The organism is Thermoactinospora rubra (assembly GCF_002093975.1).
Classification (GTDB): domain Bacteria; phylum Actinomycetota; class Actinomycetes; order Streptosporangiales; family Streptosporangiaceae; genus Nonomuraea; species Nonomuraea rubra_A.
Window position 1 is genome coordinate 270,645 of the sequence record NZ_KZ084324.1, and the last position, 15,726, is coordinate 286,370.

Below are 15,726 nucleotides of genomic sequence, written 5' to 3' on the forward strand. Positions count from 1 at the left end.
TGACGACGTCGTGGAAGCGTCGCATTGCTGATCACTCCCTGGGAGCCCGCGACGCCCGGAGTGCTCCGCCTGCCCTCCGGGCGGCTCGTGCGCGGTCGCGGCCTGCGGCGCCCGCTCCCCGGCGGGCAGGAGCCGACCTTCGCCCTCTACCTGCTGGGCCACGAGCCGCCCGCCGTCTCCTGGGAGGCGCGGTGGGTGCGCTGGCCCGACTTCTGGCTGCCCTCCGACCGGAAGGCCGCTGCGCGGGCGCTGCGCGAGGCGTGGGAGCGGGCCGGGAGTGAGCGGGTGGAGATCGCCTGCGGCGGCGGCCAGGGCAGGACCGGCACCGCGCTGGCCTGCCTGGCCGTCCTGGACGGCGTGCCGAACGACCGGGCCGTCGCCTACGTGCGCGAGCACTACTCCCGGCGCGCCGTCGAGACGCCCTGGCAGCGCCGCTTCGTCGCCCGTTTCCGCCTCTGAAGGACCCTGAAGGACCAGCTGAGAGGCTCAGACGCCCACGGGACGCAGCGGGCTGACCGGCTGCGGCAGCGGGAGCCCGCGCTCGCGCCACAGCTCCCGCATCCGGTCGGGGTAGTCCGTGACGATCCCGGCGACGCCGAGGTCGATCATCCGCCCGGCCAGGTCGGCGGTGTTGACCGTCCACACCACCACGGGCAGCCCCGCGGCCGCGGCCTGGGCCATGAGCTCCTCGCCGACCATGACGTGCTCGGGCGAGAGCGCGGTGGCTCCGGCCGCCGCGGCGGCGGCCGGGATGTCGTCGCCCAGGCAGCCGTGCCAGTGCAGCGTGTCGGGCTCGATCAACGCATACCGCGGGGTCCGCGGCGCCAGCGACGCGGCGGCGGAAATGACCCGCCAGTCGAAGCTCAGGATCGCCGCGCCGCCCAGCCTGCCGTGGCGGTCCAGCTCCTCCACGACCAGCTCGGTGAACATCACCGGGTCGAAGCACAGCTCCGGCCGCGTGGGGTCGGACTTCAGCTCGACGTGCATGCGGACGTCGTCGGCCGCGTAGGCGTTCACCAGCCCGAGCACCGCGCCCAGCGTCGGCATCCGCGTGTCGGGCATCGCGACCTGGGTGAGCGCGAAGGGGTCGTCGGGGTGCCGCGGGAGCCGTACACCCACATCGAGGGTGCGCAGCTGGGCCAGCGTCAGCGAGTTGACCGGCTTGCCGACGTAGGGGAAGCCGGGGTCGCCGTCCGCCAGCGGGCGCGTGTCGGCGCTGGTCACGGCGGAGACGTGCAGGTCGTGCGTGAGCACCGGGCGGCGGTCGGCGGTCAGCGCGACGTCGAACTCCAGCGCGTCGACGCCGAGTTCGAGGGTCCGGCTCAGCCCGGGCAGGGTGTTCTCGGGCCAGAGGCCGCGTGCTCCTCGATGGCCATGGATCTCGACACGCACACCGGAACCCTATTCGCTCGGGGAGGAAAGTGGGCGACAGCTCGCCGATAGCAAGGTGGCTACTTTGGGGGTGAAATGCATGCATGGCAAACGTGCACGTGCGGGACGTCCCAGAAGAGGTTCTGAGGACGCTCAAGGTCAGAGCGGCGCGAGCCGGTCAGTCTCTTCAGGCATACCTGCGGCAATTGCTGATCGGAGAGGCGCAGACGCTGAACCCCGAGGAGGTCGCCGAGGAGGCTCGTCGGATAGCCGCGCGAAGCAGGGTCACCGAGGACGACATCCTGGAGACGATCGCGCGGGCGCGTGAAGGCCGGGTCGCGTGATTGTTCTTGCCACCTCCGCGCTCGTCGATTTCCTCGTCGGCACCACGGCGATCGCCGAGCGGATCCGGCGAGCCGTCAGCGGAGCACGTCTGGCCGCGCCGCACGCCGTCGATCTGGAGTGCGCATCTACACTGCGTGGCCTCGTCAACGGCGGCAAACTGCCTGCCGACGAGGCCACGCGAGCGCTGGAGCTGCTCGGACGCATGCGGATCAGGCGCTATGAGCACGTGCCGCTGCTCCCGCGCATCTGGGAGTTGCGTCACAACATGTGGCCATACGATGCCGCCTACGTCGCCCTGGCCGAGCTGCTGGACGCAGAGCTGATCACGGTCGACGCGAAGCTCGCCGCCGTTCCGGGAATCCGGTGTAAGGTCCGCGACATGCGGCTAGACCAGTGACCGGATCTGCACCGTCTGGTCGCGGCCGGGGCCCACGCCGATGGCGGAGATCGGCGCCTCGCTGAGCTCCTCGATCGCCCTGACGTACGCCTGGGCGTTCGGCGGCAGGTCCTCGAAGCTCTTGGCGCCCGAGATGTCCTCCTGCCAGCCGGGGAACTCCTCGTAGATCGGCTTGGCGTGGTGGAACTCGGTCTGCGTCATGGGGATCTCGTCGTGCCGTACGCCGTCCACGTCGTAGGCCACGCACACCGGGATGCGCTCCAGCCCGGACAGCACGTCGAGCTTGGTGAGGAAGAAGTCGGTGATCCCGTTGATGCGGGTGGCGTAGCGCGCGATGACCGCGTCGAACCAGCCGCAGCGCCGGTTGCGCCCGGTGGTCACGCCGTACTCGTGGCCCGTCGTGCGCAGCCAGTCGCCCATCTCGTCGGTGAGCTCGGTCGGGAACGGGCCCGAGCCGACGCGCGTGGTGTACGCCTTGAGGATGCCGATGATGCGCGTCAGCCGGTTCGGCGGGATCCCGGCGCCCGCGCAGGCGCCTCCGGCCGTGGGCGAGGAGGAGGTGACGAACGGGTAGGTGCCGTGGTCGAGGTCCAGCAGCGTGCCCTGGCCGCCCTCCAGCGCCACGACCTTCCCCGCGTCCAGCGCCTTCTTCAGCGCCAGCGAGGTGTCGGCGATGTACGGCTTGAGCCGCTCGGCGTAGCCGAGGTACTCCTCCAGCACCCGATCCAGCTCGATGCCGCGCCGGTTGTAGATCTTGGTGAGGACCTGGTTGCGCTCGGCCAGCACGACCTCGATCTTCTGCCGCAGGATGCCCGGGTCCAGCAGGTCCTGGACGCGGATGCCCATGCGGTAGACCTTGTCGCCGTAGGCGGGGCCGATGCCCCGGCCGGTCGTGCCGATCTTGTTCTTGCCCAGGTAGCGCTCGGTGACCTTGTCGATGGCCTTGTGGTGCGGCATGATCAGGTGCGCGTTCGCCGAGATCAGCAGCTTGTCGGCCGAGACGCCGCGCTCGGCCAGCCCGTCGATCTCGCCCAGCAGCACGCCCGGGTCGATGACCACGCCGTTGCCGATCACCGGGACGACGTGCGGCGACAGCACTCCGGTGGGCACGAGGTGGAGCGCGTACTTCTGGTCGCCGATGACGATGGTGTGTCCCGCGTTGTTGCCGCCTTGGTAGCGGACCACGTAGTCGACGCTGTCACCGAGCAGGTCGGTGACCTTTCCCTTGCCCTCGTCGCCCCACTGGGCACCCACGATGACGACCGCCGGCATTGCCTGATCTCCCATGCGAAACGAAAACCCCTGGCGCAACAGCGACAGGGGCTCTTGCGATGAGAGACTACCTCATTTCCCGTTTTGCGGCTGTCCGGTCCGGCGGCCGTCAGGAGCCCTTGGTCAGCACGTCGTACGCCTCGGCGCTGCTGTCCTTGAGGAACTGCAGGCACCGCTCGGCCTCGTCCTTCTCCCCTATGGCCTGGGCGGCACGCGCCAGCGCGTAGAGCGAGCGCAGGAACCCGCGGTTCGGCTCGTGCTCCCACGGGATCGGCCCGTGGCCCTTCCAGCCGGCGCGGCGCAACTGGTCCAGGCCCCGGTGGTAACCGGTGCGGGCGAAGGCGTAGGAGGTCACGGCGTGACCCTGCGCGAAGTACTCCTCAGCCAGCGTCGCCCAGGCAGCGGAATAGGAGGGGAAGCGGGCGGCGACGTCGGCGGCCTTGGCGCCCGATTCGAGCGCCTCCTTGGCCTCGGGCAGGTCCGGCAGGTAGGTCGGGGGCGGCCCGGCGAGAAGGTTGTCCATAAAACAAGTCATACCCGCCGGGCCGTGCCATGACTAGGTGATCTTAGTCCCAGCGGACTTGAGGTCCTGGCACGCCTGGACCACCCGGGCGGCCATGGACGCCTCGGCGGCCTTGCCGTACGAGCGCGGGTCGTAGGTCTTCTTGTTGCCGACCTCGCCGTCGACCTTCAGGACGCCGTCGTAGTTTTTGAACATGTGGTCCGCGATGGGGCGGGTGAAGGCGTACTGCGTGTCGGTGTCGATGTTCATCTTCACCACGCCGTAGGAGATCGCCTCGTGGATCTCCTCCAGCAGCGAGCCGGAGCCGCCGTGGAAGACCAGGTCGAAGGGGCGGTCCTTGCCGTACTTGGCGCCGACCGCGTCCTGGATCTCCTTCAGCACGCTGGGACGCAGCTTGACGTGGCCCGGCTTGTAGACGCCGTGCACGTTGCCGAAGGTCGCCGCGAGCATGTAGCGGCCCTTCTCGCCCAGGCCGACCGCCTCGGCGGTGGCCAGCGCGTCGCCGGGCGTGGTGTAGAGCTTCTCGTTGATCTCGCCGACGATGCCGTCCTCCTCGCCGCCGACGACGCCGATCTCCATCTCCATGACGATCCGCGCGCGGTGGCACTTCTCCAGGAGCTCCTTGGCGATCTCCAGGTTCTCCTCCAGCGGTACGGCCGAGCCGTCCCACATGTGCGACTGGAAGATGGGGTCGCCGCCGCGCTCCAGGGACAGCTCGATGAGCGGCCGCATGAAGCCGTCGAGCTTGTCCTTGGGACAGTGGTCGGTGTGCAGGGCCACGTTCACCGGGTAGTTCCTGGCGACCACCCTGGCGTACTCCGCCAGCGCCAGGGCACCGGAGACCATGTCCTTCACCGACGCGCCCGACAGGAACTCGGCGCCGCCGGTGGAGACCTGGATGATCCCGTCGCTTTCCGCCTCGGCGAAACCGCGCAGGGCGGCGTTCAACGTCTGCGAGGAGGTCACATTGATCGCCGGGTAGGCGAATCCGCCGGCTTTGGCCCGGTCGAGCATCTCGGCGTAGATCTCTGGGGTGGCGATAGGCATGGTCATCTCCTCGGAAGTACGGCTTCGCGGAGCCCAGTATCTCGACTCGTCGCCCAGCGTGGTAGTGAACGGGCCGGGTAGGCTCTGCCCGTGGACTGGCTCTTCAATCTCCTGGACCCGACCTGGTGGCTGACCATTCTCGGGGCCTTCGCGACGATCGGCGTGCTGGCGATCATCTTCGCCGAGACCGGTCTGCTCCTCGGCTTCTTCCTGCCGGGTGACTCTCTGCTCGTCGCGGCGGGCATCTTCAGCTCCGCCTCGGTGGCGGCCGGCATGAACATCGTGCCGCTGTCCTTCCCCGCCCTGCTGATCGGCACACCGATCTGCGCGGTCGCCGGCGCCCAGCTGGGCCATTTCCTGGGGGCGCGCTTCGGGCGCAGGATGTTCGACAAGCCGGACTCCAGGTTCTTCAGGAAGGAGCACGTGATCCGGGCCGAGGAGTTCTTCGAGAAGTTCGGCCCGGCCAAGGCCGTGGTGCTCGCCCGATTCGTGCCCATTGTCCGGACTTTCATGAATCCGGTGGCCGGCGTCCTGGAGATGAGCGCCAAGCGCTTTTTCGTGTGGAACGTCATCGGCGGCGTCTTCTGGACGGAGAGCCTGATCCTGCTGGGCCACTACCTGGGCAACAAGGTCGACCCCAAGCAGATCGACAGGTACATCCTGCCCGGCGTGTTCCTGATCGTGGGGATCTCGCTGATCCCCATCGTGGTCGAGGCGGTCAAGGCCAGGAGGGCCCGCCGCCGCCTCCCCGAGCCGATGGGCAAGCACCACCGCGTGGGCTGACCCTTTCGGCGCACACCCCCCGCAGCCGACCTCCACAATCGACACATGGGACGCCATAGGACTGAGCCGAGGGGGATCGCGCAGGTGGCCCTGACGGGGCTGGCGGTCCTCCTCGTGGTGGTGCTGGCCGTCATCGGCGTGCGCGCGCTCCTCGCCTCCCAGCAGGTCCCCGAGTCGGCGCCGATGCGGGCCGGCACGACCGGCACGCCCGCCGCGGAGCGCACGCCGACCCTGCGGATCCAGTGCGTCGCCGACACCTGCCCGTCGGTCACCGTGCGGGTGCCGGGAGGCGACGTCCTGCACGTGGGCGACATGACGCTGGGCGAGGAGTACGAGTGGTTCGAGGACGAGATCGACGTCGTGCTCAACGACGCCGGCACGGTCGAGGTCGTCGAGAACGGTGTCCCGCGCTCGCCCGGCGAACCCGGCGAGCGCGAGTCCTTCACCGTCAAGCGCTCATAGCCCCAGGTCGGCGACCGAGTAGGCGTAGCGGTACTCCAGGCCGGCCTGCGCGATCCGCGGCGCCGCGCCGCGCTCCACGATCGTCGCCACCGCCACCACCCGCGCGCCGGCCTCGCGCAGCGCCTCCACGGCCGTGAGCACCGAACCCCCCGTCGTGGAGGTGTCCTCCACCGCCAGCACCCGCCGGCCCGCCACGTCCGGGCCCTCGATCCGGCGCTGCAGGCCGTGCGTCTTGGCCGCCTTGCGCACCACGAAGGCGTCGAGCGCGCGGCCCCGGGCGGAGGCCGCGTGCAGCATCGCCGTGGCGACCGGGTCGGCCCCCAGCGTCAGCCCGCCGACCGCGTCGTAGTCCAGGTCGGCGGTCAGGTCCAGGAGCACCCTGCCGACCAGGGGCGCGGCCGTGCCGTCCAGGGTGATGCGCCGCAGGTCGAGGTACCAGTCGGCCTCCCTGCCCGAGGACAGCACCACCTTGCCGTGGACCACGGCCTTCTTCTGGATCTCCGCCAGCAGGTTCTCACGGTCGCTCATGCCCCTCAGCGTAGTGACCCGGGCGGAGAGCCGGCTCGGGCCGGTCATGGCAAAGAAGCAGGCAAAGGCGTGGCGCCGGTTTAGTCATGGCGCGGACTGCGGAATGATGCGCATGGCAACCCTGAGTAATCAAGAGGTCACCATGAGTCCGGAAACGCCGCAGAGCGACGCCGCGCTGCTCGACGCCGTGCGGAGCGGGAACGCCGCCGCCTTCGGCGAGCTCTACGAGCGTCACGTCGCCGCCGCCCGCGCCCTCGCCCGCCACCTCGTCAGAGCGGAGGCCGAGGCCGAGGACGTCGTCGCCGAGTCCTTCACCAGAATCCTCGACCTGGTCGGCCGGGGAGGCGGGCCGGAGGCCGCCTTCCGCCCCTACCTGCTGACCGTCGTGCGCCGGACCGTCTACGACCGCGGCAGGGTGGCGGGCCGCCAGGTGACCACCGGCGACATCGAGGAGTTCGACCCGGGGACGCCCTTCGTCGACCCGGCGCTGTCCGGGCTGGAGAAGTCCCTCATCGCCAAGGCGTTCCTGTCGCTCCCCGACCGCTGGAAGGCGGTGCTGTGGCACACGGAGGTGGAGGGGGCCGGGCCCGCCGAGGTGGCGCCGCTGCTGGGCCTGTCGGCCAACGGGGTGGCCGCGCTGGCCTACCGGGCCAGGGAGGGGCTGCGCCAGGCGTACTTGCAGATGCACCTGTCGGGCACGCCCCAGCAGTCCTGCCGGCCGGTGCTCGGCAAGATGGGCGCGCACGTCCGCGGCGGGCTGGGCAGGCGGGACTCCCGCATGGTCGAGGAGCACATGAGCGCCTGCACCCAGTGCCGGTCGGTGTTCCTGGAGCTGTCCGACGTCGACCGCGGCCTGCGCGTCATCGTCGGGCCCCTCGTCGTCGGCCCCGCCTTCGCGGCCTACTCGGCGGCGCTGGCCAAGGCCGGCTCGGCCGGCGGCGTCGGCGCGACGAAGGCGATGGGCTGGATCGGGCGCGCCCCGCGCCACCGGCAGGCGGCGGCAGCGGGCGGGACCGCGGTGGCGCTCGCGGCGGCGCTCGTTCTGCTACTGGTGTCGGGGGAGGAGCCCGACCGGCCGCCGCCCGAGCGGGCCAGGGCGCTGCCCTCCGCCGCGCCGCGGCTGCCCCCTCCCGCCGAGGAACGGGCCGAGCGGCCCGAACCCGAACGACCCCAGCCGGTCCCGGCGCACAGGCGTCCCACCCCGCCACCGGCCACCGCCAAGCCCGGCGCGGCCCGCCTGTCGGCCCGGATCGACCCGCTGGGCTCGCTCGTGCGCGGCCGGCCGGGCATCGTGGCGCTCCGGGTGCGCAACGAGGGCGGGGCGCCCAGCCGTGACGTCGTCGCCGCCGTCGACCTGCCGCCCGGCGTCACGCTCGCGCCCTCCCGCTGGGGCAGGGCCAGGACCGGGTCCGCCGGCACGCTGGACGGCTGGGCCTGCCGCCCCCGCGCCGCCGGGGCGCGGTGCGCCCGCGAGCCGCTGGGGCCAGGACGGCTCACGACGGTGTTCCTGCGCGTCACCGTGGCGCCGACAGCTCCCGAGGGCGTGGGGCCCGCCGCCCGCGTCAGGTCGGGCGACCAGAGGGTGCGCGTGCGGGCCACCGCCGGAGTGCGGGGCTCGGGAGCCCCGGCCCGCTTCGCCGCCGACGGTGGGGTCGCGGTCACGGCCGCCGGGAACACGCTGCTGACCTGCCCGCCGGAGGAGGACGGCTGCGAGCGCGGCAGGCGGCGCGAGGGCGACCGCCGGGACAACGACCTGTGGCCCATGCGGCGGCTCGACGAGGACGATGTGGCCGGCACCGGGGCCTCCAGCTCCGCCGTCCTGGAGCTGCCGCGCGGCGGGCGCGTGGTGTGGGCGGGGCTGTACTGGTCCGCCGGGCTGGCCGCGGGCGGGCCCATCAAGGTCAGGCCGCCGGGGCGCAAGGGTTACGTGACCGTCGAGCCGGACGAGGTGGCCGTGCGGGAGCTGCCCTCGGGACCGGCCTACCAGGCTTTCGCCGACGTCACGGGCCTGGTGGCCGCGGCGTCCGGCCGGCGGGCCACGTGGTGGGCGGCCGACGTCCCCCTGGGCGAGGGCGTCTCGCAGCACGCCGGGTGGAGCCTCGTGGTCGTCTCGACGGATCCGGCCCGGCCGTACAGCCAGGCGGTCGTCGTGGACGCCGCCACGGTCGTGGGCGGCGGCCGGGACGAGGAGGTCGTCCCGCTGGGCGGGCTGTATCCCGCCGCCGTCCCGGCCGACGTGCGGCTGGTCGCCTGGGAGGGCGACGCGGACCTGAAGGGGGACCGGGTCTCTGCCGGGTCCGCCGCGCTGAGGCCGGCGGGAGGTGACGGGGACGAGGGCAACGTCTTCGACGGCTCGGCCGAGGGGGCGGAGGGGCTGGCGTTCGGCGTGGACGTGGACTCCTTCCAGGCCGAGCTGGGTGCCGATCCACGGCTGGAGCTGGCCACCGCGAAGGACGTCGTGCTCTTCGGGGTGGCGGCGGTGAGCGTTCGCGCCAGGTCATGACAGACCGGACAAAACCGGTACCCCTTGCTGGTACGGTCTGCGTGAATGCTCTGGAGGGGTGAATCGCCGGGATTAACCCTCGCGCGATCACCTGCTTGATTACCCTGAGAAAGGGCCGCCGCGTCCGGCTCTGACGGTGCAGAGCCAGAAATGTCGGCCACGAGGAAGGGGCGGTGTCGCGTGGATCGCTGCGCGCTGTTCGTAGACGCTGGCTATCTGCTGGCCGACGGCGCGATGGCCGTGCATGGGACCCGCCATCGCGAGGCCGTCTCGTGGGACTACCCGGGCCTGCTGCAGCTGCTGTCGAACCTGGCGCGCGAGCGCACGGGGCTGCCGCTGCTGCGCTGCTACTGGTACGAGGCCACGGTCGAGGGCCGCCGCACCCCCGAGCACGACGTGCTGGCCGACATCCCCGGGCTCAAGCTGCGCCTGTCGCGCATCCGGCCGGGCCGCCGCGAGGGCGTCGACGCGCAGGTGCACCGCGACCTGATGACGCTGGCGCGCAACAGCGCCATCTGCGACGCCGTCGTGGTCAGCGGCGACGAGGACCTCACGCAGGTCGTCTGCGACGCGCAGGACCTCGGCATCCGCGTCACGGTCGTGCACATCGCGGCCGACAACAGCTGGTCGGTGTCGCGCTCGCTGCGCCAGGAGAGCGACGACCTGATCGAGATCGGCGGCGGCCACCTGCGCCCCTACGTGTCGCTCGCCACGGGCTCGGCCGAATCGGCCAACGGCCACCAGCCGATCGGCAACGGCCAGGCCGCCCATCCGCCCACGCCCGCCATCACCAGCCAGTCCACCGCGAGCCCGTCCCTCCCGAGCCCGTCTCTTCCGAGCGCGGCCACGCACACCCCGCCGATCACCGCCGCGCCGTCGCCCGCGCCCTCGCCGAACCCGGTCCAGCCCTCGGCCCAGTCCGGGGCCCCATCGGGAGCACAGCCCGCGTCCCCGGCGCAGCCGCCGGTCCAGCCCGCGGCCCCGGCATCGCCGCCGCGCTCCCACGCCGCGCCGCCGGCCCTGCCGTCCTACCCGAGCTACCAGCCCGAGCAGCCCTCCGCGCCGCAGCCCACGCCCGGCGTCTCCACCGGCCAGTTCGCCACGCCGTCCTCGGCCGGCACCTACCAGCCCGGCGCGCACGCCGGCGGATACACCGGCCCCCAGGCCGCCCCGGTGAACAACGCCCCCGTGAACAACGCCCCCGCCACCGGCTCGCCGTCCACGGGCGGGACGGCGACCACGCTCGCCGACGCCGTCAAGGCGGCCCACCGCGAGGGCCACGACTTCGGCGAGTCGGTCGCCCGCGACGCCCCGGCGCTGTGGCTGGAGGCCGTCCTCGCCCGCAAGCCGCGCATGCCCTCCGACCTGGAGGCCCGGCTGCTCCAGGGCTCCTCGCTGCCGATCGACTTCCTGCTGCACGACGAGGTACGGCACGCGCTGCGCCGCGGCTTCTGGGACGCGCTGGAGCGGGCCCGGCGATAGCCGTGCTCACGGCGGCACGTCGGGATCCCGCGTTCACATCAGCGCGTCGAAGCCCGCCCGCAGGTGCGCGACCCGCTCGCTCAGGTCCGCGATCGGTCCCGACAGCGAGGTGTCGCCCACCTTGCGCGCCTGCTCCCGCACCCGCGTCAGCTCCTCCTCCACCGCGCCGAGCCGCCGCGCCAGCTCGGGCAGCACCGCCGCCCGGTCCACGGCATCCCCGGGCGGCAGCTCGCCGGCCAGCCGTTCCCGCAGCAGCGCGGCCTGCTCGGCCAGGCGCTTGTTCATGTTGTACAGCTCGACGAAGACCGACACCTTGGCCCGCAGCACCCACGGGTCGAAGGGCTTGGTCAGGTAGTCCACGGCGCCCGCCGCGTAGCCGCGGAAGGCGTAGTCGGGCGCGCTGTCGACCACGGTCAGGAAGATGATCGGGATGTTGCGGGTGCGTTCCCGGCGCTTGATGTGGGCGGCCGTCTCGAACCCGTCCATGCCGGGCATGCGCACGTCGAGGAGGATCAGCGCGAAATCCTGGCTCAGCAGCGCCTTGAGCGCCTCCTCTCCCGATCGGGCGCGGACCGGCACCAGGTCGAGCGAGCTGAGGATCGCCTCCAGCGCGATGAGGTTCTCCTCCCTGTCGTCGACCAGGAGGATCTTGGCGCGATCAGCCATGGCATCAGGGTCCTTCTGTCGGGTTCGTCGACCGGCCGCGGCTCAGCCAGCCGCGCAGCCGCTCCAGCAGCCGGTCCACGTCGACCGGCTTGGGCACGTAGTCGGAGGCGCCGGAGGCGATGCTCTTCTCGCGGTCGCCGCGCATGACCTTCGCGGTGAGCGCGATGATCGGCAGGTCGGCGAACTGCGGCATGCGCCGGATGGCCGAGGTGGTGGCCCAGCCGTCCATCTCCGGCATCATGATGTCCATCAGCACCAGCGCCACGTCCTCGTTGCGCTCCAGCTGCTCGATGCCCTCGCGGCCGTTCTCCGCGTAGATGACGGTCGCGCCGTGCTGCTCCAGCACGCTGGTGAGGGCGAAGACGTTGCGGATGTCGTCGTCCACGATGAGGATCTTGGCGCCGTTCAGCGGGTCCGGCCCCTGCCACGGCTGGCTGTCGGCGAAGTCCAGCGGCTCCGGCGTCGCCAGGTCGCTCGGGAGCGGCGGTTCCGGCATCGCCACCGGCGGCTCCTCCACCGGCGCCCGGGGCGCCCGCGGCGCCTCCGGCAGCGGCCCCTCATACGTCCTGGGCAGGAAGAGCGTGAACGTGCTGCCCTTGCCCAGCTCGCTGTCGACGCGCACCTCGCCGCCCAGCAGCCTGGCGATGTCGCGGCAGATCGACAAGCCCAGGCCCGTGCCGCCGTACTTGCGGCTGGTGGTGCCGTCGGCCTGGCGGAAGGCCTCGAAGATGACCTCCCGTTTGTCGGGCGCGATGCCGATGCCGGTGTCGATCACCTGGAAGGCGACGACGTCGTCGGCGTCGCGCAGGACGGGGTGGTCGTACCGCACGTCCTGGGGCGCCATGGCGACGCGCAGCCGTACCTCGCCCTTGGGGGTGAACTTCACCGCGTTGGACAGCAGGTTGCGCAGCACCTGCTGGAGGCGCTGCTCGTCGGTGTGGAGCTCCTGCGGCACGCCCTCGTCGACCTCGACGCGGAAGCTGAGCCCCTTGTCCTGGGCCAGCGGCGCGAACGCGGCCTCGACGTAGTCGACCAGCTTGGCCAGGGAGATCTGCGAGGGATGGATGTCCATCCGGCCCGCCTCGACCTTGGACAGGTCGAGGATGTCGTTGATCAGCTGCAGCAGCTGCGACCCCGAGCCGTGGATGTGCTTGGCGTACTCCACCTGCTGCTCGGTCAGGTTGCCGTCGGAGTTCTCGGTCAGCAGCTTGGCCAGCACGAGCAGGCTGTTGAGCGGCGTGCGCAGCTCGTGCGACATGTTGGCGAAGAACTCCGACTTGTAGCGGTTGGAGACCGCCAGCTGCTCGGCCCGCTCCTCCAGGGTCCGGCGCGCCTGCTCGATCTGGAAGTTCTGGATCTCGATCGCGCGGTTCTGCTTGGCCAGCAGCGCCGCCTTGTCCTCCAGCTCGGCGTTGGACCGGCGCAGCTCCTCCTGCTGGCGCTGCAGCTCGTCGGAGCGCTCCTGCAGCTCGGTGGCCAGCCGCTGCGACTCCTTCAGCAGGGCCTCGGTGCGCGAGTTGGCGATGATCGTGTTCATCGTCACGCCGATCGACTCCACCAGCTGCGTGAGGAAGTCGAGGTGGACCTGGCTGAACTGGCTGAAGGAGGCCAGCTCCAGCACGCCCAGCACGCGGTTCTCGAACAGGATGGGCAGCACCGCGATCTGCGCGGGCGTCGAGCTGCTGAGCCCGGTGTCGATGGTGATGTATCCGGCGGGCACGTCGTCCAGGACGATCGCCTTGCCCTCCAGCGCGGCCTGGCCCACGATGCCCTCGCCCACGGCGAAGCTGCTCCTCGCGGTCTTGCCGGGGCGCACGCCGTACCCGCCGATGAGGACCAGGTCCTCCTCGCTCTGCGGGTCGTTGGCGTAGAAGGCGCCGTAGCGGGCCGACACCAGCGGGGTGAGCTCGCTCATGATGAGCTTGGCGACCTCGACCAGGTCACGGTGGCCCTGCATGAGGCGGGAGATGCGCGCCAGGTTGGACTTCAGCCAGTCTTGCTCCTGGTTGGCGCGGGTGGTCGCCCGCAGGTTGGCCACCATCGAGTTGATGTTGTCCTTGAGCTCGGCCAGCTCGCCCTTGGCCTCGATGGCGATGGACCTGGTCAGGTCGCCCTGGGCGACGGCGCTGGTCACCTCGGCGATGGCGCGCACCTGCGTGGTCAGGTTGGCGGCCAGCTCGTTCACGCTCTCGGTCAGCCGCTTCCAGGTGCCCTCCACGCCCTCGACGCGGGCCTGGCCGCCCAGCTGGCCTTCCGAGCCGACCTCGCGGGCCACGCGGGTGACCTCGGAGGCGAAGGAGGAGAGCTGGTCGACCATCCGGTTCATGGTCGTCTTGAGGGCCAGGATCTCGCCCTGGGCGTCCACGTCGATCTTGCGGGTCAGGTCGCCGCTGGCCACGGCGGTGGTGACCTCGGCGATGTTGCGCACCTGGCTGGTGAGGTTGTTGGCCATGAAGTTGACGTTGTCGGTGAGGTCCTTCCAGACCCCCGACACGCCCTGGACCCGGGCCTGGCCGCCCAGCTTGCCCTCGGTGCCGACCTCGCGGGCGACGCGGGTGACCTCGGAGGCGAAGCTGGAGAGCTGGTCGACCATCGTGTTGAGGGTCTCCTTCAGCTGGAGGATCTCGCCCTGCGCGTCGACGGTGATCTTCTTGGTGAGGTTGCCCTGCGCCACGGCGGTGGCGACGGTGGCGATGCTGCGGACCTGGCTGGTGAGGTTGTTGGCCATGAAGTTGACGTTGTCGGTGAGGTCTTTCCAGACCCCCGACACGCCGCTGACCTGGGCCTGGCCGCCCAGCTGGCCTTCGGTGCCGACCTCGCGGGCGACGCGGGTGACCTCGGAGGCGAAGGACGACAGCTGGTCGACCATCGTGTTCATGGTCGACTTCAGCTCCAGGATCTCGCCCTGCGCGTCGACGTCGATCTTGCGGGTCAGGTCGCCGTTGGCCACGGCGGTGGTGACCTGGGCGATGTTGCGCACCTGGTAGGTCAGGTTGTTGGCCATCGAGTTGACGTTGTCGGTGAGCTCCTTCCAGACCCCCGACACGCCCTTGACCTCGGCGCGTCCGCCGAGCTTGCCCTCGGTGCCGACCTCGCGGGCCACCCGGCTCACCTCGTCGGCGAAGCTGGAGAGCTGGTCGACCATCGTGTTGAGGGTCTCCTTCAGCTCCAGGATCTCGCCCTGCGCGTCGACGGTGATCTTCTTGGTGAGGTTGCCCTGGGCGACCGCGGTGGCGACGGTGGCGATGCTGCGGACCTGGCTGGTGAGGTTGTTGGCCATGAAGTTGACGTTGTCGGTGAGGTCCTTCCAGACCCCCGACACGCCGCTGACCTGGGCCTGGCCGCCGAGCTTGCCCTCGGTGCCGACCTCGCGGGCCACGCGGGTGACCTCCTCGGCGAAGGCGGAGAGCTGGTCGACCATGGTGTTGACCGTGTTCTTCAGCTCGAACATCTCGCCGACCGCGTCCACGGTCACTTTCCTGGACAAATCGCCCTTCGCCACGGCGGTGGTGACCACGGCGATGTCGCGCACCTGCGCCGAGACGCGCGAGCTCATGGTGTTGACGGCCTCCATGAGGTCGCGCCAGGTGCCGGACATGCCGCGCAGGTTCGCGCTGCCGCCCAGCCGTCCCTCGGTGCCGACCTCGCGGGCCACGCGGGTCACCTCGGAGGTGAACAGCGACAGCTGGTCCACCATGCCGTTGATGGCCTTGCCGAGCCTGCGCACCTCGCCCCTGGCCGTGCGGTCCAGGTCGATCCGGCGCGACAGGTCGCCCTTGGCCACCGCCTCGACGACGTCGGCCGCGCCGCTCACCGGCGTCACCAGCGCGTCGATGAGCATGTTGACCGACTCGACGCTCTCGGCCCACTGCCCCACGCCCGGTCCCGGCGACAGCCGTTCGCCGAAGCGGCCCTCCTTCACGATCTCCTTGCGCACCCGGTTCAGCTCGGTGGCCAGGTGCTCGCGCCGGTCCGCCACCTCGTTGAGCAGGAGGCGGACCTCGCTGAGGATCCCGGGAGGCGCATGGGGGACCCGGCGTCCGAAGTCGCCGTCGCGCCAGGAGTAGAGCGTCTCCAGAATCGGTATGAGATCCGACTCGGTGTACGTCCTCTCCTCGGGGGCCGACGCGGTTCTGGCCGTGGTCATGGGACCTCCTTCACTCCCGGGGTGGCGCCGCGAGTGCTGCAAGTCTGTCACGAGGGGCTGCCGTAGTCCCCCCTACGATTTACCCCAAGTCAGCGGGAAGTGTGGTAGGCACGGAGCGATGACTGGTTCCGCTCGTGCTCTTCTGGCAGCCACTTTCGCACCCGGTGAGACCGCAGTACCCTCCGCCAAACGCTTCACGC

The 15,726-nt window shown here is 71.1% G+C and carries 14 protein-coding genes; 7 read left to right on the forward strand and 7 right to left on the reverse strand.

Going from position 1 to position 15,726, the window contains the following annotated elements:
* The first annotated feature begins 27 nt into the window (after positions 1 to 27).
* Positions 28 to 459 (forward strand): protein-tyrosine phosphatase family protein, encoded by a 432-nt coding sequence (locus BSB02_RS01395; RefSeq protein WP_084956258.1) that lies wholly within the window; start codon positions 28 to 30, stop codon positions 457 to 459.
* A gap of 27 nt (positions 460 to 486) precedes the next feature.
* Here BSB02_RS01395 and BSB02_RS01400 read toward each other — a convergent pair whose 3' ends face one another.
* Complete coding sequence (locus BSB02_RS01400; RefSeq protein ID WP_084955718.1) at positions 487 to 1,392, reverse strand: glycerophosphodiester phosphodiesterase family protein; 906 nt, start codon at positions 1,390 to 1,392, stop codon at positions 487 to 489.
* 83 nt (positions 1,393 to 1,475) lie between these two features.
* Between BSB02_RS01400 and BSB02_RS01405 the strand changes: the two genes are divergently transcribed.
* On the forward strand, positions 1,476 to 1,715 hold the full coding sequence (locus BSB02_RS01405; RefSeq protein ID WP_084955720.1) for a FitA-like ribbon-helix-helix domain-containing protein: 240 nt from the start codon (positions 1,476 to 1,478) through the stop codon (positions 1,713 to 1,715).
* On the forward strand, positions 1,712 to 2,113 hold the full coding sequence (locus tag BSB02_RS01410; RefSeq protein ID WP_084955722.1) for a type II toxin-antitoxin system VapC family toxin: 402 nt from the start codon (positions 1,712 to 1,714) through the stop codon (positions 2,111 to 2,113). Before BSB02_RS01405 ends, BSB02_RS01410 begins: the two co-directional genes overlap by 4 nt.
* Here the strand turns inward: BSB02_RS01410 and BSB02_RS01415 are convergent.
* From BSB02_RS01415 to fbaA, 3 genes are all read right to left on the reverse strand, one after another.
* On the reverse strand, positions 2,102 to 3,385 hold the full coding sequence (locus BSB02_RS01415) for an adenylosuccinate synthase (RefSeq protein WP_084955724.1): 1,284 nt from the start codon (positions 3,383 to 3,385) through the stop codon (positions 2,102 to 2,104). The genes BSB02_RS01410 and BSB02_RS01415 overlap by 12 nt on opposite strands.
* Positions 3,386 to 3,494: 109 nt before the next feature.
* Entirely contained in the window at positions 3,495 to 3,908 is a 414-nt protein-coding gene (locus BSB02_RS01420) for a DUF3151 domain-containing protein (protein WP_143590123.1), read from the reverse strand.
* Between the two features lie 33 nt (positions 3,909 to 3,941).
* Positions 3,942 to 4,961: a class II fructose-bisphosphate aldolase gene (gene fbaA, locus BSB02_RS01425; protein WP_276206301.1), complete on the reverse strand. Its 1,020-nt coding sequence runs from the start codon at positions 4,959 to 4,961 to the stop codon at positions 3,942 to 3,944.
* Between the two features lie 84 nt (positions 4,962 to 5,045).
* Between fbaA and BSB02_RS01430 the strand changes: the two genes are divergently transcribed.
* Positions 5,046 to 5,738, forward strand: coding sequence for a DedA family protein (locus tag BSB02_RS01430; RefSeq protein ID WP_084955730.1), 693 nt, complete (start codon positions 5,046 to 5,048; stop codon positions 5,736 to 5,738).
* Between the two features lie 45 nt (positions 5,739 to 5,783).
* Positions 5,784 to 6,200: a hypothetical protein gene (locus tag BSB02_RS01435; protein WP_143590124.1), complete on the forward strand. Its 417-nt coding sequence runs from the start codon at positions 5,784 to 5,786 to the stop codon at positions 6,198 to 6,200.
* Here the strand turns inward: BSB02_RS01435 and pyrE are convergent.
* Positions 6,195 to 6,728: an orotate phosphoribosyltransferase gene (pyrE, locus tag BSB02_RS01440; RefSeq protein ID WP_084955735.1), complete on the reverse strand. Its 534-nt coding sequence runs from the start codon at positions 6,726 to 6,728 to the stop codon at positions 6,195 to 6,197. The genes BSB02_RS01435 and pyrE overlap by 6 nt on opposite strands.
* A 142-nt stretch (positions 6,729 to 6,870) precedes the next feature.
* Between pyrE and BSB02_RS01445 the strand changes: the two genes are divergently transcribed.
* Positions 6,871 to 9,231: a sigma-70 family RNA polymerase sigma factor gene (locus BSB02_RS01445; RefSeq protein ID WP_084955737.1), complete on the forward strand. Its 2,361-nt coding sequence runs from the start codon at positions 6,871 to 6,873 to the stop codon at positions 9,229 to 9,231.
* A gap of 180 nt (positions 9,232 to 9,411) precedes the next feature.
* Positions 9,412 to 10,713 carry an NYN domain-containing protein gene (locus BSB02_RS01450; protein WP_084955738.1) on the forward strand — a complete coding sequence of 434 codons (1,302 nt, stop codon included), beginning with the start codon at positions 9,412 to 9,414 and terminating at the stop codon, positions 10,711 to 10,713.
* Positions 10,714 to 10,746: 33 nt separating this feature from the next.
* Here the strand turns inward: BSB02_RS01450 and BSB02_RS01455 are convergent, their stop codons facing one another.
* Together BSB02_RS01455 and BSB02_RS01460 are read right to left on the reverse strand one after the other, a co-directional pair.
* Positions 10,747 to 11,379, reverse strand: coding sequence for a response regulator (locus tag BSB02_RS01455; RefSeq protein ID WP_084955740.1), 633 nt, complete (start codon positions 11,377 to 11,379; stop codon positions 10,747 to 10,749).
* Between the two features lie 4 nt (positions 11,380 to 11,383).
* Positions 11,384 to 15,526 (reverse strand): HAMP domain-containing protein, encoded by a 4,143-nt coding sequence (locus tag BSB02_RS01460; RefSeq protein WP_084955742.1) that lies wholly within the window; start codon positions 15,524 to 15,526, stop codon positions 11,384 to 11,386.
* Positions 15,527 to 15,726: the final 200 nt, after the last annotated feature.